The 18,204-nt window shown below is 46.4% G+C and carries 24 protein-coding genes; 16 read left to right on the top strand and 8 right to left on the bottom strand.

Translation table 11 applies throughout. The features are described 5' to 3' along the window. Nucleotide 1 precedes the first annotated feature (1 nt). The 6 genes from BN1002_RS12495 to BN1002_RS12475 form a co-directional block, all read right to left on the bottom strand. Complete coding sequence (locus BN1002_RS12495) at nucleotides 2–319, bottom strand: PadR family transcriptional regulator (protein ID WP_048825340.1); 318 nt, start codon at nucleotides 317–319, stop codon at nucleotides 2–4. 132 nt (nucleotides 320–451) lie between these two features. Next, the gene (locus tag BN1002_RS12490; protein ID WP_048825339.1) at nucleotides 452–931 is read right to left on the bottom strand and encodes a hypothetical protein; all 480 of its coding nucleotides are present in this window, start codon (nucleotides 929–931) and stop codon (nucleotides 452–454) included. A gap of 137 nt (nucleotides 932–1,068) precedes the next feature. Then, entirely contained in the window at nucleotides 1,069–1,284 is a 216-nt protein-coding gene (locus BN1002_RS12485) for a CDGSH iron-sulfur domain-containing protein (protein ID WP_048825337.1), read from the bottom strand. A gap of 126 nt (nucleotides 1,285–1,410) precedes the next feature. Next, the gene (locus BN1002_RS12480) at nucleotides 1,411–2,355 is read right to left on the bottom strand and encodes an alpha/beta hydrolase (RefSeq protein WP_048825336.1); all 945 of its coding nucleotides are present in this window, start codon (nucleotides 2,353–2,355) and stop codon (nucleotides 1,411–1,413) included. Between the two features lie 110 nt (nucleotides 2,356–2,465). After that, nucleotides 2,466–2,597: a hypothetical protein gene (locus BN1002_RS24370; RefSeq protein ID WP_269429801.1), complete on the bottom strand. Its 132-nt coding sequence runs from the start codon at nucleotides 2,595–2,597 to the stop codon at nucleotides 2,466–2,468. A 54-nt stretch (nucleotides 2,598–2,651) separates the two neighbouring features. Continuing rightward, nucleotides 2,652–3,560: a hydroxymethylglutaryl-CoA lyase gene (locus BN1002_RS12475; RefSeq protein WP_048825335.1), complete on the bottom strand. Its 909-nt coding sequence runs from the start codon at nucleotides 3,558–3,560 to the stop codon at nucleotides 2,652–2,654. Between the two features lie 143 nt (nucleotides 3,561–3,703). Between BN1002_RS12475 and BN1002_RS12470 the strand changes: the two genes are divergently transcribed. From BN1002_RS12470 to BN1002_RS12455, 4 genes are all read left to right on the top strand, one after another. Beyond that, nucleotides 3,704–4,891, top strand: a complete 1,188-nt coding sequence (locus tag BN1002_RS12470; RefSeq protein ID WP_048825334.1) for an acetyl-CoA C-acetyltransferase — start codon at nucleotides 3,704–3,706, stop codon at nucleotides 4,889–4,891. 27 nt (nucleotides 4,892–4,918) lie between these two features. Beyond that, a complete protein-coding gene (locus tag BN1002_RS12465) occupies nucleotides 4,919–5,608 on the top strand; it encodes a CoA transferase subunit A (RefSeq protein ID WP_048825333.1) in 690 nt (229 codons plus the stop codon). Nucleotides 5,609–5,626: 18 nt separating this feature from the next. Next, nucleotides 5,627–6,295 (top strand): CoA transferase subunit B, encoded by a 669-nt coding sequence (locus BN1002_RS12460; RefSeq protein WP_048825332.1) that lies wholly within the window; start codon nucleotides 5,627–5,629, stop codon nucleotides 6,293–6,295. Between the two features lie 90 nt (nucleotides 6,296–6,385). After that, nucleotides 6,386–6,637, top strand: coding sequence for a YqkE family protein (locus BN1002_RS12455; RefSeq protein ID WP_048825331.1), 252 nt, complete (start codon nucleotides 6,386–6,388; stop codon nucleotides 6,635–6,637). Nucleotides 6,638–6,682: 45 nt separating this feature from the next. On the opposite strand, the gene BN1002_RS12450 is transcribed toward BN1002_RS12455, so the two are convergent. Together BN1002_RS12450 and mciZ are read right to left on the bottom strand one after the other, a co-directional pair. After that, the gene (locus tag BN1002_RS12450) at nucleotides 6,683–7,591 is read right to left on the bottom strand and encodes an aldo/keto reductase (RefSeq protein ID WP_048825330.1); all 909 of its coding nucleotides are present in this window, start codon (nucleotides 7,589–7,591) and stop codon (nucleotides 6,683–6,685) included. Between the two features lie 43 nt (nucleotides 7,592–7,634). After that, the gene (gene mciZ / locus BN1002_RS23320; protein WP_082036226.1) at nucleotides 7,635–7,781 is read right to left on the bottom strand and encodes a Z-ring formation inhibitor MciZ; all 147 of its coding nucleotides are present in this window, start codon (nucleotides 7,779–7,781) and stop codon (nucleotides 7,635–7,637) included. Nucleotides 7,782–7,856: 75 nt separating this feature from the next. On the opposite strand from mciZ, the gene BN1002_RS12445 reads away from it, so the two are divergent. From BN1002_RS12445 to sigF, 12 genes are all read left to right on the top strand, one after another. Further along, a complete protein-coding gene (locus BN1002_RS12445) occupies nucleotides 7,857–8,408 on the top strand; it encodes an NUDIX hydrolase (protein WP_048825329.1) in 552 nt (183 codons plus the stop codon). After that, nucleotides 8,408–9,574, top strand: coding sequence for an endonuclease Q family protein (locus BN1002_RS12440; protein ID WP_048825328.1), 1,167 nt, complete (start codon nucleotides 8,408–8,410; stop codon nucleotides 9,572–9,574). The genes BN1002_RS12445 and BN1002_RS12440 overlap by 1 nt, the downstream gene beginning before the upstream one ends. Nucleotides 9,575–9,645: 71 nt before the next feature. Next, the gene (gene spoIIM / locus BN1002_RS12435) at nucleotides 9,646–10,287 is read left to right on the top strand and encodes a stage II sporulation protein M (RefSeq protein ID WP_048825327.1); all 642 of its coding nucleotides are present in this window, start codon (nucleotides 9,646–9,648) and stop codon (nucleotides 10,285–10,287) included. Between the two features lie 113 nt (nucleotides 10,288–10,400). Further along, entirely contained in the window at nucleotides 10,401–10,874 is a 474-nt protein-coding gene (gene fur / locus BN1002_RS12430) for a ferric iron uptake transcriptional regulator (protein ID WP_048825326.1), read from the top strand. 187 nt (nucleotides 10,875–11,061) lie between these two features. Then, entirely contained in the window at nucleotides 11,062–11,289 is a 228-nt protein-coding gene (locus tag BN1002_RS12425; protein ID WP_048825325.1) for a YqzK family protein, read from the top strand. A gap of 9 nt (nucleotides 11,290–11,298) precedes the next feature. After that, a complete protein-coding gene (gene xerD / locus BN1002_RS12420) occupies nucleotides 11,299–12,192 on the top strand; it encodes a site-specific tyrosine recombinase XerD (protein WP_048827923.1) in 894 nt (297 codons plus the stop codon). A 216-nt stretch (nucleotides 12,193–12,408) separates the two neighbouring features. Then, nucleotides 12,409–13,581, top strand: a complete 1,173-nt coding sequence (deoB, locus tag BN1002_RS12415; RefSeq protein ID WP_148362872.1) for a phosphopentomutase — start codon at nucleotides 12,409–12,411, stop codon at nucleotides 13,579–13,581. 126 nt (nucleotides 13,582–13,707) lie between these two features. After that, the gene (locus BN1002_RS12410) at nucleotides 13,708–15,012 is read left to right on the top strand and encodes a pyrimidine-nucleoside phosphorylase (protein ID WP_048825323.1); all 1,305 of its coding nucleotides are present in this window, start codon (nucleotides 13,708–13,710) and stop codon (nucleotides 15,010–15,012) included. 120 nt (nucleotides 15,013–15,132) lie between these two features. Further along, complete coding sequence (locus tag BN1002_RS12405) at nucleotides 15,133–16,302, top strand: D-alanyl-D-alanine carboxypeptidase family protein (protein WP_048825322.1); 1,170 nt, start codon at nucleotides 15,133–15,135, stop codon at nucleotides 16,300–16,302. A 188-nt stretch (nucleotides 16,303–16,490) separates the two neighbouring features. After that, nucleotides 16,491–16,841, top strand: coding sequence for an anti-sigma F factor antagonist (spoIIAA, locus tag BN1002_RS12400; protein ID WP_048825321.1), 351 nt, complete (start codon nucleotides 16,491–16,493; stop codon nucleotides 16,839–16,841). After that, nucleotides 16,841–17,281, top strand: a complete 441-nt coding sequence (spoIIAB, locus tag BN1002_RS12395) for an anti-sigma F factor (RefSeq protein ID WP_048825320.1) — start codon at nucleotides 16,841–16,843, stop codon at nucleotides 17,279–17,281. The genes spoIIAA and spoIIAB overlap by 1 nt, the downstream gene beginning before the upstream one ends. A 12-nt stretch (nucleotides 17,282–17,293) precedes the next feature. Continuing rightward, nucleotides 17,294–18,049 (top strand): RNA polymerase sporulation sigma factor SigF, encoded by a 756-nt coding sequence (gene sigF / locus BN1002_RS12390; RefSeq protein ID WP_048825319.1) that lies wholly within the window; start codon nucleotides 17,294–17,296, stop codon nucleotides 18,047–18,049. Nucleotides 18,050–18,204: the final 155 nt, after the last annotated feature.

The following is an 18,204-nucleotide window of genomic DNA, read 5'->3' as shown; positions in this document are numbered from 1 at the left end:
CTTATTTTAAAATTTTGCTGACAGGGCCCGCAAGTTGTTCCCATTCTTCTTTAATGAGTGCCAGCGCTTCGTTCCCGGCATCTGTCAAAAAATAATATTTTCGGTTCGGGCCCGAGGGGGAGGGCTGCATTTCGCCGCGGATCAAACCATTTTTCTGCAAGCGAAGAAGGACAGGATAAATGGTTCCTTCGCTTACATCCAAGAGGCCGGCTTCCTGGAGTTTTGCAGACAGCTCATACCCGTAAACAGGCCCGGCGGCGATAACAGAAAGCACACAACCATCCAATATCCCTTTTAGTAATTGGGACCGTATTGACATAGCCGCACCTCCATTTGACTATATTGTTTAACAAGGTAGTGTGGGTAAACTCAGCTACCTTGCAATGCAAAGTAGCTTGAGTTAACTATATGTCTTTTAAATAGCCTTTGTCAACCAAAAATGGAAGAACTTTTAATCGTAAATTTTTATTGTCTTTCCTTTCTTTAGGACTGTATAAAGAGCCTTGCCGTCACTCGGATTGTCCTTCCCGTAATCAATTGGCAGCAGGGCGAAAAAGATGAAATACACTGAAAAATAGGCAAACTGGTAGAAAAACAAGTGTTTTGGCCATATGCCTAGATGAATAAGCGAGTTTACGATTAGAATGGACAGGGCATTAAAAATGACGCCCCCCGCATAAATAAGCGCATATTTCCAGCGTGCCTTATTTCTGATTTCACTGTACTGGCAGGAGGCATCAATAAAATAAAGGCTATGGACATGAAATGTGCCAAGAGAAAAAAGCTTTCTTCCCCGGCCCATTGTCAAGGCTGGCTTGCCGCCAAAAAGGACTATGAAGAAAGTATGCCCTGCTGCATGGACGAACGAAGTTAAAGGCAGGACAATAAAAAAGGCCCAACAAAATGTAATCATATCATCCCAGGAAAACATACCGTCACCTCCATAAGAAAAAGCATACATAGGGCTAATTCCTCGTATGCCTCCATTAAAACGTGTTAATATCTGCTAGCGGCAGGCAAGAAAGAAGGCACTCGCCATAAATGGCCAGTGCCTCTTGAATCAAAATATTATTGTCCGGGTGTTTCTTCCGGAACCCGAACCTGAGAATCGAATTTTCCTTTATGGGTGCCATCGCAAAACGGCTTGTTTGAAGAAAGGCCGCAGCGGCAAAGTGAAAAAGCCGGCTTAGCAGGGTAAGCATTCCCCTGTCCATCGAGAAGTTCCACATCTCCGGTAATTCGGAGTGAGCCATTATCATTTACTTTAATTGTTACCTTCGACATCGTTATCCCCCTTTAAATGCTTTCTCTTATGATGGTAGAGAGTTTATCGGAAAAACGCAAATATTAAGAAAACCATATGGGTGCTGCCGACAGCACTTATTGCTAAGCATTCCCCTGGCAAAATAATTAATTCTCGAGGACCGGATCCGGAATATACATCCGCGGCCGATAAATGAGATTTTCCAAAAACTCGTCAACTGCCTGTTCATATTCCTCCCGGTTTTCATTAAACGACTGGGCGTGTACGCCATTTTCCGCCATAAAAAGCATCTTAGGCCCTTTTTTCTTTTCATAGAGCGCCTCTGTCATATAAGGAAGAATAAAATCATCTTTGGCGCTGTGAATAAAAAGAATCGGATGCTTAACATTATCGATAACCGTAATCGGAGAAACTTCCCGAATTGAATACTTTTCACGTAATCGAAGGAAGACATCCGCGAGCGGCAAAACAACCCCGGCCGGCAAGTGCAAGTCTTCCTTGAGGCGGTAGGCGAGCTGCTCCTTGAAATCGGAAAAAGGGCAGTCAGCGATATAAAAATCGGCGCCGTCCTCAAGCATACCGGCATAAAGGATCATCGTCGCGGCCCCCATTGATTCGCCGTGGATGCCAAGCAAGATATCGGGCCCGATTTCGCTTTTCAGCCAGTCGACAACTGCCTTCAAATCGAATTTTTCATAATGCCCGTAGCTCGTTGTTTTCCCCCCGGATTCGCCGTGGCGCCGATGATCGAATATAAGGACGTTGAAGCCCCGCTCCAGGAACAGATTCATGTACTTTATCGAATTGAATTTATTCTCTGTGACCCCATGGCTGATGATGATGTAACGATTTGTGTCATGCGGCTCCGCAAGGACTCCTTTTAGATGATATCCGAAAGGGGAAGGAATCAGAACATCCCTCTTCATTAATGAATCATACTCTTCATCAATGATCCTTCCAGCTTCCCGTTCCCGATTGAGGATAAAATCATCCTCTTTTTTCTTCATATACATAAGCCTGTTCGTGAAATAAACACCGATTGCCGAAACAATCGCAAACAATGAAAAGAAAACCCTTAAAGCTTTTCGCAAAAAAATCCCTCCGCTCCAGATGCATCCTTACATTATTTTACCATTAAGGATGTTTTCAAACACGAAAAGGCGAAGAAAGGCCGCCCGGTAAAAGGGACGGCCGAAGGTGGTTACTGTTTGGAGTTTTGCCTGTTCGTTGGATGGATTTCTTTTTCCAACTCTTCTTTTGCAATCATCCCGCGTCCGTCTTTGGCAGAAGGCTGCCCTTTCTGGCTGTACCCTTTGTCACGTTTTTGGCTCATCTCGCATGGCTCCCTTCAAGTCTTTATCTTTAAGATGAACTTCGTTGGAACCTCTTATGCACCGCCAGTCCCGACCACTTTATAATACATACTCCCAATGGGTCTGCTGAGATGCGGGCGGACGATTTCTATCGCATTCATTAATTTTTCGAGAGAAATCCCTGTTTGAATGCCCATCCGCTCCAGCATATAAACAACATCCTCGGTGGCGACATTGCCGGTCGCGCCAGGGGCGAACGGGCAGCCGCCAAGACCTCCGGCGGAAGTGTCGAACCGGTTGATTCCTGCCTGAAGGGAGGCAAGGATATTGGCGAGTGCCAGCTTTCTTGTGTCGTGGAAATGCGCGGTCAGCAGGATTCCCGGAAGAGCAGCCTTTAATTTTGCAAAAAGGGAATAGGCTTCTGTTGGAACGGCCATTCCGATTGTGTCGGCGACACTTAGCTCATCAACACCCGCTTCCGCAAACTCGCTGCATAGGTTTAGTGTCTCTTCCACGGGAATTTTTCCTTCGTACGGGCAATGCCAGGCTGTTGAAATACAAGCTCTGACAAAATAGCCTTTTTCCTTCAGTCCGGCGATGAGCGGCTTGAGTTCCTCCATGCTCTCAGCCGTCGTTTTATTTATATTCTTCTTATTAAATGTATTGCTCACTCCAACGAAGACAGCGACTGATTTACATGCGGTTTCCTGAACCCGTTCAATCCCTTTTCTATTGGGAGCAAGGACGATAGCGCGCCTCAGGTTATCCGGGGAACCGCTTACAATTTCCGTCGCATCCGCCATCTGGGGAACCCATTTCGGGGATACAAACGAAGTCAGTTCCATTTCCATGACTCCCGCGCCTTGAAGAGCCGCAATGAATTGCTTTTTAATCTCAGTCGGTACGAATCCTTTTTCATTTTGCAGCCCGTCCCGTGGGCCGACTTCAATAATTGTTACGTTCTCAGGCAAGTTTATTGCCATAAAACTCCCCCTCCATTCATACTAATTTTAAGTGAAAAATTTTAAAAAATGCAAGTAATGGATTTATTTTGACAATTTAAAAGGATTTTCGCATGAAAACAGAGAAGTAAGAGGATGGAAACAAACAAGAAAGGGGCAATGAGATGGAACGGATGGAAGTGGTCATTGTAGCTGCCGCAAGGACGGCAATAGGTAGTTTTAACGGTACCCTGAAGGGAGTTTCAGCTCCGGAATTGGGTGCTGAAGCAATCAAAGGTGCACTCGGGCAAGCCGGGCTCAAGGCTGAACAGGTGGATGAAGTCATTCTCGGAAATGTCCTGCAAGCTGGGCTCGGGCAGAATCCTGCACGGCAGGCGGCTATAAGAGCGGGCATTCCTGAAAGCGCTTCCTCAATGACGATCAATAAAGTTTGCGGTTCAGGCTTGAAGGCAGTCCACCTTGCTGCACAGGCCATTATCGCCGGGGATGCGGAAATCGTCGTGGCGGGCGGCATGGAAAATATGAGCCAGGCTCCGTATCTTTTGAAGAATGCCCGTGAAGGCTTCAAAATGGGTGACCAGAAACTCGTTGACAGTATGGTTAGCGACGGGCTATGGTGCGCGTTCAATGATTATCATATGGGCATCACGGCTGAAAATCTGTGCGAACGCTATGAACTGACCCGTGAAGAGCAAGATGAATTTGCCGCCGCAAGCCAGGAAAAAACCGCGCGCGCAATGGAAGAAGGAAAGTTCAAGGATGAGATTGTCCCAATACATATCCCGCAGCGGAGAGGCGAACCGATTGTTTTTGACACAGATGAATATCCGAAAAAGGGAACAACCGCCGAGAAGCTTGCAGGGCTTAGGGCCGCGTTTAAAAAGGATGGCAGCGTAACGGCCGGAAACGCATCCGGGATCAATGACGGAGCGGCTGTAGTCATTGTGATGAGCAGGGCGAAAGCGGATGAACTTGGCGTAAAGCCGCTTGTGGCAATTAGAGGAAACGGCAGTGCTGGCGTCGACCCAAGTGTGATGGGAATCGGCCCTGTCGAGGCAGTTAGGAAGGCGCTGAAGAAATCCGGAACGACCATGGAAGAAATCGACCTCATTGAAGCCAATGAGGCATTCGCCGCACAGTCACTTGCAGTCAGCCGGGACCTTCAGTTTGACGCGGATAAAGTAAATGTAAACGGAGGGGCGATTGCGCTTGGTCACCCGATTGGTGCGAGCGGTGCGAGGATTCTCGTTACGCTCATCCATGAAATGAAGCGCCGGGAAGCGAAAAAAGGACTGGCGACGCTCTGTATAGGCGGCGGCCAGGGAGTCGCAACCGTAGTGGAGTTAGTTTAATTTTTTGCCGAAGAGAGGAGAATTTTTATGAAAAGGATTTGTACGTCATTCCAGGAGGCGGTTGCGGATATCCAGGACGGCGCCACTTTGATGGTCGGCGGCTTCGGCCTCTGCGGGATTCCTGAAAACCTGATCCTGGCTCTTGTAGACAAGGGAGTGAAGGACTTAACCGTCATTTCCAATAACTGCGGAATCGATGATTGGGGATTAGGGCTGCTTTTGCACAACAGACAGATAAAAAAAATGGTAGGTTCCTATGTTGGTGAAAACAAGGAATTCGAGCGCCAGGTGCTCGCCGGCGAACTTGAAGTGGAGCTGCTGCCGCAGGGAACGCTTGCCGAAAAAATCCGAGCCGGAGGAGCGGGGATTCCAGCGTTTTATACGCCCGCAGGAGTAGGAACGCCAATAGCGGACGAGAAGGAAACAAGGATTTTCAACGGCAAGGAATATTTGCTTGAAGAAGCGCTAGTTGCCGATTTCAGCCTTGTTCGCGCATGGAAGGGAGACAAGATGGGGAATCTCGTCTACCGGAAAACCGCCCGCAACTTCAATCCGATGATCGCGGCTGCTGGAAAGGTGACGATCGCCGAGATTGAGAACCTGGTCGAAATCGGGGAGCTTGACCCGAATGCAATCCATACTCCGAGCATTTATGTGCAAACAATCATCCAGGGGAACCAGGAAAAGCGGATTGAACGGCTGACAGTGAGGAAATAGGGGAAAGGAGAGACAGGAATGACCAACGATAAAGCGAATGTGCGCGAAAAGATTGCAAGAAGGGCGGAGCGCGAGATTCAAGATGGATACTATGTGAATCTTGGAATCGGCATGCCTACGCTTGTAGCAAACTATATTTCTGATAATAAACAGGTTGTTCTGCAGTCGGAAAACGGACTCCTTGGAATAGGGCCGTATCCACTGGAGGGCGAGGCGGATGCAGACCTGATCAACGCAGGAAAAGAAACGGTCACAGCGATTCCTGGCGCGGCTTATTTCGACAGCGCCGAGTCATTCGCGATGATCCGCGGCGGACATGTGGACATTGCCATTCTTGGCGGAATGGAAGTTTCAGAGAATGGCGACCTTGCCAACTGGATGATTCCCGGCAAAATGATCAAAGGGATGGGCGGCGCGATGGACCTTGTGCACGGTGCCAGGAAAATAATCGTGATCATGGAGCATACGAACAAAAAGGGTGAGTCGAAGGTTCTGAAGGAATGCACTCTTCCGCTCACCGGTAAAGGCGTTGTGACCCGTATCATCACCGAGCGGGCCGTCATGGATGTGACTGATTCAGGGCTTAAGCTCATTGAAGTCGCCGAGGGATACAGTGTCGATGACGTTGTTAATGCGACAGAAGCGAGCCTTGACACAAGCGGCAACGTACAATTGGATGCTTTTTAATCAGGATGGCGGAAGCGTTGGTGCTTCCGCCTTTTTTCGCGGCAAAAATTGTGTATAATAGGGATATCCAATAAGAGGAGACGTTGAAAAATGGCAAAGAAAAGACAGCCGCAAAAGGCGAAGCCCCTGAAAGACGAGAAACCGCTGACACTGGGAGATATGATCAATCAGGATTTGTTCAACCAGCTGAAGAACCGCCAGCAGGAATTGAAGGCGGAGGAGGCAAGGAAAGCGGAAGAGGAAGAAAAACGAAAGCGTGAGGAACGCAGACTGAAAGAGAAAAATAAAAGCTTTGCAGAATTACTGGATGAAAGCGGAATGAACTGGAAGGAATTCAAATAACAAAAGAGGCCGCGCATTCAGCCCAGCCTCTCCCAAAACAAACTCTTACCGATGTTCCGCATATTCATTCGCTTTCGTCAGGCTGCGAATCAAACTAATCTCTTCAGCCGAAAGCGGCTCAGCCCTGACAGCATCTGCATTTCTTCGCACCTGCTCCACACTGCTTGCTCCGGCAACAACAGCGGCAACAGCCGGATGGGCGAGGTTGTATTGAATCGCCGCCTCCTCAAGCGGACGGGGTGCGAGCTTTTCCCTAAGTACGGGCAACAGTCTGGCAAGATCCTGATAACTATAATCAAGAAACCCTTTCTCTGACGCTTTCTCCAGCATTTTGCTGCTTAATAGCCCTTTCGCCACAGTGCCCCTCGTAACTGCACTCACTCCATGGCGTTCCAGCAAAGGAAGGATTTCTTCCTCCGGACGCCTGTCAAGCATGCTGTACTGCGCCATCACGGAAACAATCCCGCTTCTGTCCACAAATTCCCTGACAACGTTCGGCCGGATGGAGGAGATGCCGTAATAACGGATCAGCCCTTCCTCCTTCAACTCTTCAAAAGCCTCAATCGTTTCATCAATCGGATCTTCAATCGTACCGCCATGCAGTTGATACAAGTCAATATAATCAGTCTGCAGACGCTTTAAACTATCCTTAACTGCCTGCTTAATATGTTTTTTTGAAGGATCCCAGCTCCAGCCGCTCTTATCGGCATTCCAGCGATTGCCAGCCTTCGTAGCAATAATGGCTTTATCACGGCGCCACTTCAGGCATTCTCCGACGATTTTTTCATTTTCCCCGAAATCATACAGGTCTGCTGTATCGAAATAAGTAATCCCCTCATCAAGCGCCGCGTCAATAATGGAGCGGGCCTTGTCCAAATCCGTCCCGAGCGACATGCAGCCGAGCCCCAGCGCGCTTACTTCGAGGCCGGAACCGACCAGTCTATTTTTCCTCATTGCGATCACTCCTTCTGGGTCTTATTCTACCCATTCGGAGGTTTCACCGGCAACTAGCATGCTTTTCGGATTCTGATTTGATCAGTTCGGCGACAGTCAAGTGGGATGCTCCGCATTCCTTCAATAAATAGAGGATTTCCGAAGCCTTCCCAGTCAGAACGAACCCCTTATCATGTATATATGCTTTCATGTACAAGCGCCCCCAATAAAAAGTATGGTAAAATGTATGAGCAAATATTTGGGAATAGAACAGGAGTGGCAATAGATGGATCGACTCGAGGAAAAAACAATCAGCAGCAAAGAAATTTTCAACGGAAAAATCATTTCCGTCAGGGTGGATGATGTCGAACTCCCAAACGGAAATACATCAAAACGTGAAATCGTCAAGCATCCGGGAGCCGTAGCGGTTTTGGCGGTAACAGATGAAAATAAAATTGTTCTTGTTGAGCAATATCGCAAAGCGATGGAACGGACAATGGTTGAAATCCCGGCCGGGAAGCTTGAAAAAGGGGAAGACCCGAAAGAATGCGCGCGCCGGGAACTTGAAGAAGAAACGGGATACGAATGCAAGGAGATGGAATGGCTCACTTCGTTCTACACCTCACCTGGGTTCGCGGATGAAATTATTCATCTTTATATAGCGAAAGGCCTTTCGCAAAAAGAAGATGCGGCCGGCCTGGATGAAGATGAATTTGTAAACCTCGAGGAAGTAACGCTCGATGAGGCGCTTCAATATGTTAAAGAAAAGAAAATATACGATGCCAAAACTGCTTATGCCATACTATACCTTCAGCTACAGGAGGCTTTGGCAAAATAATGGAACGTTATTTTGTAGACTTGCATATCCATATCGGGCGGACCTGGACAGGGAAACCCGTTAAAATTACCGGAGCGAAAACACTGACGTTCACTAATATAATTGAGCATGCCAGAGATGAAAAAGGACTTAATATCATCGGCATTATCGATTGCCATTCACCGGAAGTCATTGCCGAAATGGAAAGCTTGATTGCTGCAGGCGAGATGGCTGAACATCCGGGCGGTGGCCTTCTCTTTGGGGATATGGCTGTCATTCCGGGTTCGGAACTGGAAATTTATGATGAAAATTGCCAAGGGCCAATCCATGTCCTTTGCTTCATGCCAACCCTAAGTAGAATGAGGGAATTTTCAGCCTGGCTTTCGGGCCGGATGAAAAACATTACACTTAGTTCCCAGCGGATTTATGCAACGGGAAAGGAATTGCAGGAGACGGTGAAGGGACTTGGAGGCCTGTTTATCCCGGCCCATGTTTTCACTCCTTTTAAGAGCTTGTTTGGGAAAGGGGTCAGAAAATCCCTGACAGAAGTGTTTGATCCAGGCATGATTGACGCCATTGAGCTTGGATTAAGCTCGGATACAGCCATGGCCGACGGAATTGAGGAATTGCGCCATTATCCATTCCTCACAAATTCGGACGCGCATTCCCTGGCAAAAATCGCTCGCGAATACCAGGCATTCCAGCTTGAAGAACCATCGTTCACAGAACTGGCGCTTGCATTAAAGGGAGAAGGGGGCAGGAAGATACTGGCCAACTACGGACTAGATCCCCTGCTCGGGAAATACCATGGGACCGTATGCGCAGATTGCCTTTCACCTGTCGGGACAGACGGCAGGCCCTGCACAAAATGCGGATCTGTTAAAACCGTCAAAGGGGTTGCAGATCGGATTGGCGAACTGTCAACCACAGCAAAGGAGCTAAAGGAAAGGCCGCCATATATCCATCAAGTACCACTCGAGTTCATACCCGGTCTGGGACCCAGATTGCTGGAAAAACTGCTTTCCCACTTTGGGACTGAAATGGACATCCTCCATCATGTACCCGAGGATGCAATCGAGAGAGTGATCCCCCCTAAATTGGCCAAGCTCATTATACAGGCAAGAGAGGGGCGATTGGGATTAAAAGCGGGCGGAGGGGGAAAATATGGGAAGGTAGATACTCCGTAAACGAGGTATTTTAAGTCATATCGAAATGGGACAGGCATACAATGGTACAAACCGCCATAGGGGGAAATGCCATGAAAAAACGTCTGAACCAGTCTGTCGCAGCTGCATATTTCGGCGAGCACTCCTCAATTTTCTTATTTGTCTCGATTTTGTTCATGATGGGAGTCATATTTGGGGCTGTAATCGTCAATAGCATGAGTTTTACCCAACGGGAAGACCTTTTCTATTATTTATCACAATTTTTTGGCCAGATTGCGAATGGAAAAACCGAGGCGTCCCGTGACATCTTTTTTCAAAGTCTTTTGCATAATAGCAAATTCATTATACTGATGTGGGTGCTCGGGATCTCGATAATCGGCCTTCCCGTTATTCTCGTTTTGCTATTCATCAAAGGGATGGTCGTTGGCTTTACCGTTGGCTTCCTTGTCAGCCAAATGGGCTGGAACGGATTTATATTTGCCTTCGTCTCAATTTTTCCGCAAAATGTATTCATCATCCCGGTGTTTATCATGATGTCCGCTGTTTCTGTTGTCTTTTCTTTAAAAATGATCCGCAGGCAGTTTTTCAAAAAATACGGCCAGCCTATCCTGCCTCTGTTCGGACGGTATTTTTTATTCCTCGCAGCCGCAATTTTGCTTCTTTCGGCTGCATCAGCTGTAGAAGCGTTTCTATCACCAGGTTTCATGAAATCAGTCGCCGAAGGATTCAAATGATAATCAATCCCACTTAATAATGATTATAAAGTCTTATTTATAATAATTTTAGTTTTCATCCTTGTGCCTATCTGTTATAATGAGAAAGGACAGTTGCGAGGGAGGACGACCGGATGGAAACGAGAATCGAGAGAATCAAAAAACAATTGCATTCATCAAGCTATAAACTTACTCCGCAACGAGAAGCTACCGTTCGAGTGCTGTTGGAAAATGAGGAAGATCATTTAAGTGCGGAAGATGTCTATCTGCTCGTAAAAGAAAAGTCACCAGAGATTGGATTGGCAACTGTTTATCGGACACTTGAACTGCTTACTGAACTAAAAATAGTCGATAAAATCAATTTTGGGGATGGCGTCTCCAGATATGACCTTCGCCAGGAAGGCGCGGCCCATTTCCATCACCATCTTGTCTGCATCGAATGCGGGGCAGTGGATGAAATACAGGAAGATCTTCTTGAAGATGTCGAAGAAATTGTTGAAAGGCGATGGCATTTCAAGATTAAAGACCACCGTCTGACATTCCATGGCATCTGCCACCGTTGCCAGGACAAGGAAGAAACAACTGAACCCAATGAAACCGAATCCTAAAAAATAAATTATACTATTTAAGAAGCTTTTCTGAATGCCTGTTCGACGGCAATGCATTCGTAAAAGCTTCTTTTTGTTCGTAAAGGAATATTTACCAGTATAAACCTACAATCCCGCCTCAACAGGTATAAAAACGTGCAAAATTGGCATACCTTGTACTAACATCTATTACATTTGGGAGGTTAGTATGGTTTCATTTTGCAAAGCAGTCTATCATACGATGAAGGTGTTAATCCTCTTTATTGCCTCCACGCTGCTCTTTTATTATGGTATGATGTGGATACATGAGGAGTATCAGAACTATCACCGGTATGATAAGCCAAAGGGAGCGGCCGTAAAGGTTTTTAATCCTGGGGGAACAGAAAACCCTGAATGGCTGGACCGGCTGGTATTGTTCTATAAGAGCGGGGAGTAATGCACCATGATGGAAGACCATTTGAAAGATTTCATCCACTTTTTAATGGTGGAGAAGGGACTCTCGCAAAATACGCTGATTGCTTATGAGCGGGACCTTAAAAACTATTTGCGGCATCTGAAGGCTGTCAATGAAACGGCATCCCTCGATGAGATTCAACGGACACACATCATGCAATTTCTGGGGGTCTTAAAGGCTGAGGGAAAGTCGGCGAAAACAATTGCCCGGCATGTGGCATCCATCCGGTCCTTCCACCAGTTTCTATTGAGGGACAAGGCGGCTGAGCACGATCCGACTGTCCATATTGAATCACCACAGCTGGAAAGGACGCTTCCAAAAGTGCTAAGTATGCAGGAGGTAGAAATCCTCCTTGAAGCACCTGGGAAACAGGACCATTTTGGACTGAGGGATAAAGCGATGCTTGAAATTCTCTATGCCACCGGCATAAGGGTCAGTGAGCTTATTGGGCTTAATATGGACGATCTGCATTTAAGCATGGGATTCTTGCGCTGCATCGGAAAGGGGAATAAGGAAAGGATCATCCCAGTGGGCAGAACGGCGGCTGAAGCGTTGGAAATGTATCTGTCGAAAGGAAGGCCGCGTTTTATCAGCAAGAAAGTGAAGGAAGATGCCCTGTTCCTTAACCATCAGGGAAAGAGGCTGACGAGGCAGGGGTTTTGGAAAATACTTAAGAAGCTGTCTTTGGAAGCAGGGATAGACAAGGATTTGACTCCGCATACGCTAAGGCATTCCTTCGCGACACATTTGCTCGAAAATGGAGCCGACCTAAGAGCGGTCCAGGAAATGCTCGGCCATTCCGACATATCAACAACACAAATCTATACCCATGTAACGAAAGTCCGCCTGAGGGATGTCTATAGCAAATTCCATCCAAGAGCTTAATATATTCATTGTTTACAAGAGTCGGGTACACATTACCCGGCTTTTTTACTTATAACTTTTGCCATAATATTTCTTGTAATTTCGTGTTGATTTAGTAAAATATAGATGTCAGACTTCTGACATTATTACAGCAGTTAATGATTTTTTCTTAAAGGGTATACTAAACTTATGATTGTGTCTCCAACAATAAAGGAGGAAAAAGATTTGAATAAAAAGATGTTTAACCGGATTTTTTTAATTGTTATGGATTCAGTGGGGATTGGCGAAGCGCCGGATGCTGAAAAATTTGGAGATAAAGGGTCCGATACTTTCGGCCATATTGCCGAAGCCATGAACGGGCTCAATATGCCAAATATGGAAAAACTGGGGCTAAGCAACATTCGTGAAATTAAGGGAATTAAAAAACAGGATAAGCCTTTGGCCTACTATACAAAAATGCAGGAAGCCTCAAATGGTAAAGATACAATGACTGGCCACTGGGAGATCATGGGCTTGAATATCCAGACACCTTTCCGTGTATTCCCAGAAGGATTTCCGGATGAGTTGCTTTCAGAGCTGGAGTCCCGAACAGGCAGGAAAATCATCGGCAACAAACCAGCGAGCGGGACGGAGATCCTTGTCGAGCTTGGACAGGAGCATATGGAAACCGGGGCGCTTATTGTGTATACATCCGCCGATTCTGTCCTCCAAATCGCAGCTCATGAAGAGATTGTGCCACTTGATGAATTGTACCGGATTTGTGAAATCGCAAGGGAACTGACCCTTGACGAGAAATACATGGTCGGCCGGATCATTGCCAGGCCTTTTATTGGCGAGCCTGGAAACTTCAAAAGAACAGCGAACAGGCATGATTACGCTTTGAAGCCATTCGGGCGCACTGTGATGAATGAACTGAAAGATGCAGGCTACGATGTAATCGCCATTGGCAAAATTTCAGATATTTATGATGGAGAGGGCGTCACCCAATCACTCAGGACTGTTTCCAATATGGATGGTATGGATAAGCTTTTGGAAACATTGGACATGGATTTCACAGGGCTCAGTTTCCTCAACCTTGTCGACTTTGACGCATTATACGGACATCGCCGCGATCCGATAGGATATGGAAAAGCTCTTGAAGAATACGACTCCCGCCTCACGGAAGTATTCGAAAAACTGCAAGATGACGACTTACTGATTATAACCGCGGATCATGGCAATGACCCTGTACATCCAGGTACAGACCACACGAGGGAATATGTGCCGCTTCTCGTGTACACGAAGAAAATGGCCGGAGGCAAAGAACTGCCAATCCGAGAAACATTTGCCGACATCGGAGCAGCTGTGGCGGAAAACTTCAACATTAAGATGCCAGAATTCGGCAAAAGCTTCTTGAAGGAAATGGAATAATTCCTTTTAAAGCAGACCGATTTTTACGGAAAAGCAATGTAGATTTACCTGGAAGGGGAAACTTTTTACAAGCTTTCCCTTTCTGTTTCATTAGCCAGTCAAAATAAATGAATTGTGGTGATTTTGATGAGAATGGTAGATTTGATTGAAAAAAAGCGGGACGGACTTGAACTTTCATCAGAAGAAATCAGTTTTATTATTGATGGATATACCGATGGATCCATCCCGGATTATCAAGTAAGCGCTTTTACAATGGCAATCTACTTTAACGGTATGACAGAAGAAGAACGCGCCAATTTAACAATGGCTATGGTCAAGTCCGGCGACCAAATCGACTTGTCAGGAATCGAAGGGATCAAGGTTGACAAGCATTCCACCGGAGGAGTGGGCGACACGACCACACTCGTCCTCGGACCCCTTGTCGCCGCGGCTGGTGTTCCGGTTGCAAAAATGTCCGGGCGGGGCCTCGGCCATACTGGAGGCACAATTGATAAATTGGAGTCAGTTTCCGGATTTCATGTTGAAATTGCTAATCAGGAATTTATCGACCTTGTAAACAAAAATAAAATTGCTGTCATCGGCCAGAGCGGCAATCTGACACCGGCAGATAAAAAACTTTATGCCCTTCGTGATGTCACTGCCACGGTTGACAGTATCCCCCTTATCGCCAGCTCGATTATGAGCAAAAAAATCGCAGCCGGGGCAGATGCGATTGTCCTTGATGTAAAAACAGGTGCTGGTGCATTTATGAAAACGCTTGAAGATTCGAGGGAACTAGCAAAAGCAATGGTAAGGATCGGAAACAACGTCGGCCGTAAAACGATGGCGGTCATTTCCGATATGAGCCAGCCACTCGGTTACGCAATTGGCAACGCGCTAGAAGTAAAAGAAGCTATTGACACCTTAAAGGGAGAAGGGCCTGAAGATCTTACCGAATTGAGCCTGACGCTTGGCAGCCATATGGTATACCTGGCCGGGAAAGCTAAATCCCTCGCGGAGGCGAGAACCATACTGGAAAAGGCGATCAACGATGGATCCGCACTTGAAAAAATGAAAGTGTTCCTCTCTTCCCAAGGTGGGGACTCTTCGGTTGTCGATGATCCATCAAGGCTCCCGCAGGCAAAATATATCATTGAACTTGAGGCCGAGGAAGATGGTTTTGTCTCTGAAATCATTGCAGACGAAGTCGGGACCGCCGCCATGCTTCTTGGAGCAGGCCGGGCGACGAAGGAATCAGAAATCGACCTGGCTGTGGGAATTGTCCTAAAGAAAAAGATTGGTGACCAAGTTAAAAAAGGTGAATCGCTCGCATCTATCCATAGTAATTTTGAAGATGTTTCAGAGGCAAAGCGGATGCTTTCCCGAAGCTTAAAAGTATCATCGGCCAAACCAGATAAACCAACACTCATTTACGAAGAAATCACGGAATAACAATAAAACGAGAAGCAATCAGCCAACCCGGCCGTTTGCTTCTTTTTTTATATGCGTCTATTGTATAAAACAACCAATTTTGGAAAAAATGGAGCGTATAAAGAATGGAGGGTTATGTACATGAAACGATTGAGTTCACTAGTGCTGGCAGGAATGCTTTCTCTTACATTTATTTTGCCGGAGGTATCCGCACAGGAAAAAAAGGATGCGGATCTTGCCAAGGATGTCAGGTCGGCCATTCTGATCGAAAGGGATACCGGAACAGTACTTTATGAAAAAAACAGCCAGGAAGCCCTGCCTCCCGCCAGTATGACAAAGGTTATGACAATGCTGCTGATTATGGAGGCACTTGATCATGGCAAGCTGCATATTAATGAAAAAGTCAGAGCCAGTGAATATGCTGCGTCAATGGGAGGATCACAGATTTTCCTGGAAGCGGGCGAGGAAATGACAGTAAGAGAATTGCTAAAAGGAATCGCGATTGGTTCAGGAAATGACGCATCAGTGGCAATGGCAGAAAGGATTGCCGGTTCCGAAGAAGCCTTTGTTGACATGATGAATAAAAAAAGCAGTGAGCTTGGCCTGAAGAATACAGTTTTCAAAAATACAACCGGACTCCCTGCTGAAGGCCATGTCAGTACCGCGGCCGATATGGCAGTGATGGCGAAAGAACTTTTAAAATATGAAGAAATCACCAAATATACTGGTATGTATGAAGCGTATTTACGCGAAAATACTGATAAAAAATTCTGGCTTGTAAATACAAATAAGCTGGTCCGATTTTATCCGGGAGTCGATGGGTTGAAAACAGGCTTCACGGGTGAGGCAAAGTACTGTCTGACGGCCACAGCGCAAAAAAATGGTATGAGGGTTATTGCAGTCGTATTCGGTGCGCCTACGTCCAAAGCGAGAAACGCTCAAATCTCCAAAATGTTCGATTATGCATTCGGCCACTATGAAACCCATCCGTTATTCCAAAGGAACATTACAGTGGGGGAGGCCCAAATCAGTAAAGGAAGCTTTAAAAAAATCAATGCGGTTACAAGTGAGCCGATTTCGATTTTGACCAAAAAGGGAGAAAAGACCGAGGATATTAAAAAGGTCATCATCATAAAGAAGAACCTGCATGCACCAATCAATAAAGGAGATAAGGTTGGAACCATCAAAATTATCAAGGATGGAAAAGTTCTTCAGGAACGTCCACTAGTGTCCAACCAGAATGTCAGCGAAGCGGGCTGGTGGACTCTGTATAAGAGGACAATGGGAATGTTTACGAGAGCGGGCCAGTAGGACTTGTCGAATTAAAAAATATAGGCACTACCTTTAGCGAATGGCCACTAGTTTTGTCCTTGTTGAAGGAATTGCCTGCCGCGATATCGAATTGACTCACTGTAAGGCAGCCAGCCGGAAATCAAGACGGAATTATTTCCCGATGGATTCTGGCTCATTGGCGGAGTAAACAATAGGAGGCCGGGACAGTGAGTCTGAACATTGAAATGGAAATAAAAGGCGAAGTGTTATGCATCCGGTTAAGCGGAGAGCTTGACCACCATACTGCGGAAAGGCTTCGTACAAAAGCAACAGAAGCAATAGAAAAACAGGGGATTCGCCATATCGTATTAAACCTTGAGGGGCTTTCTTTTATGGACAGCTCAGGGCTAGGGGTCATTTTGGGGCGTTATAAACAATTGAAGCAGCTGCATGGGGAGTTGGTCGTTTGCGCGGTCACGCCTTCTGTTGAAAGGCTGCTCGAGATGTCGGGTCTCTTTAAAATAATCAGGCTGGAGCCTAATGAAGAATTTGCGCTTCAGAGTTTGGGGGTGGCCTGATGAAAAATGAGATGAGCCTGAAGTTCTGCGCGTTAAGCCAAAATGAGTCGTTCGCAAGGGTGACCGTAGCTGCGTTCATCGCCCAGTTGGACCCGACGATGGATCAATTGACAGAAATCAAAACGGTCGTTTCAGAAGCCGTAACAAATGCGATCATCCACGGATATGACAATGCTCCGGACCGGATGGTCTATATCGATGTCGCCATTGAAGGGGAGTGGGTTGAAATTATAATCCGGGATGAAGGAAATGGCATTGAGGATGTCGAGGAAGCGCGCCAGCCTCTTTTCACGACCAAGCCAGAACTTGAAAGATCCGGAATGGGTTTTACCATAATGGAAAACTTTATGGATGAAGTTGAAATTCAGTCTGAGCGTGGCAAAGGAACAACCGTCCGACTGCGTAAGAATTTATCCCGAAGCAAGATGCTTTGCAATTAAGGAGACCCGCCTATGGATGTGGAGGTCAAAAAGAGTAGCCAACCGTTTCTAAAGGACCATGAGGTTAAGGAATTAATAAAAAGAAGCCATGAAGGGGACCAAGGGGCAAGAGATATTATAGTAGAAAAAAATATGAGGCTTGTCTGGTCTGTTGTTCAGCGATTTTTAAACCGCGGCTATGATCCCGATGATCTTTTTCAAATCGGCTGCATCGGCCTTTTGAAATCGGTCGATAAATTCGACTTATCCTTCGACGTGAAATTTTCAACCTATGCCGTCCCGATGATAATTGGAGAAATCCAACGATTTATCCGGGATGATGGCACGGTAAAGGTAAGCCGCTCCCTAAAGGAAACCGGCAATAAAATCAGGCGAGCCAGGGATGAATTATCAAAAGAGTTAGGGAGAATTCCAACGGTGAATGAATTGTCCACCCATCTCGGTCTTGCTCCGGAAGAAATCATTCTTGCCCAGGAGGCATCGAGGACTCCGGCATCCATTCACGAAACGGTCTATGAAAATGATGGGGATCCCATTACATTGCTGGACCAGATTGATGATGGCAACGACGGGAAATGGTTTGATAAAATTGCCCTAAAAGAAGCAATATCCGAGTTGGACGAGCGGGAAAAGCTGATTGTTTATTTAAGGTATTATAAAGATCAGACCCAGTCCGAAGTGGCCCAGCGGCTAGGAATATCCCAAGTCCAGGTTTCCAGGCTTGAAAAGAAAATACTGCAGCAGATGAAGAGCCATATGGATCAATGATCCATATGGCTTTTTCATTTGTTGCATGGGAAAGCGGACCCCGTCTGTTCCGATTTCGCATTTTATTCCAACAAGGTAATTATTGGCTATCATGATGAAAAGATATTAGAACCATACTAGCAATACAAGGAAAACAATGTCTGGAAGTGAGTGTT

Origin of the sequence: Bacillus sp. B-jedd, from assembly GCF_000821085.1 — a bacterium.
Taxonomy (GTDB): Bacteria; Bacillota; Bacilli; order Bacillales; family Cytobacillaceae; genus Bacillus_D.
The sequence above is the reverse complement of the archived record's forward strand: the minus strand, read 5'-3'. Positions and strand labels throughout refer to the sequence as shown.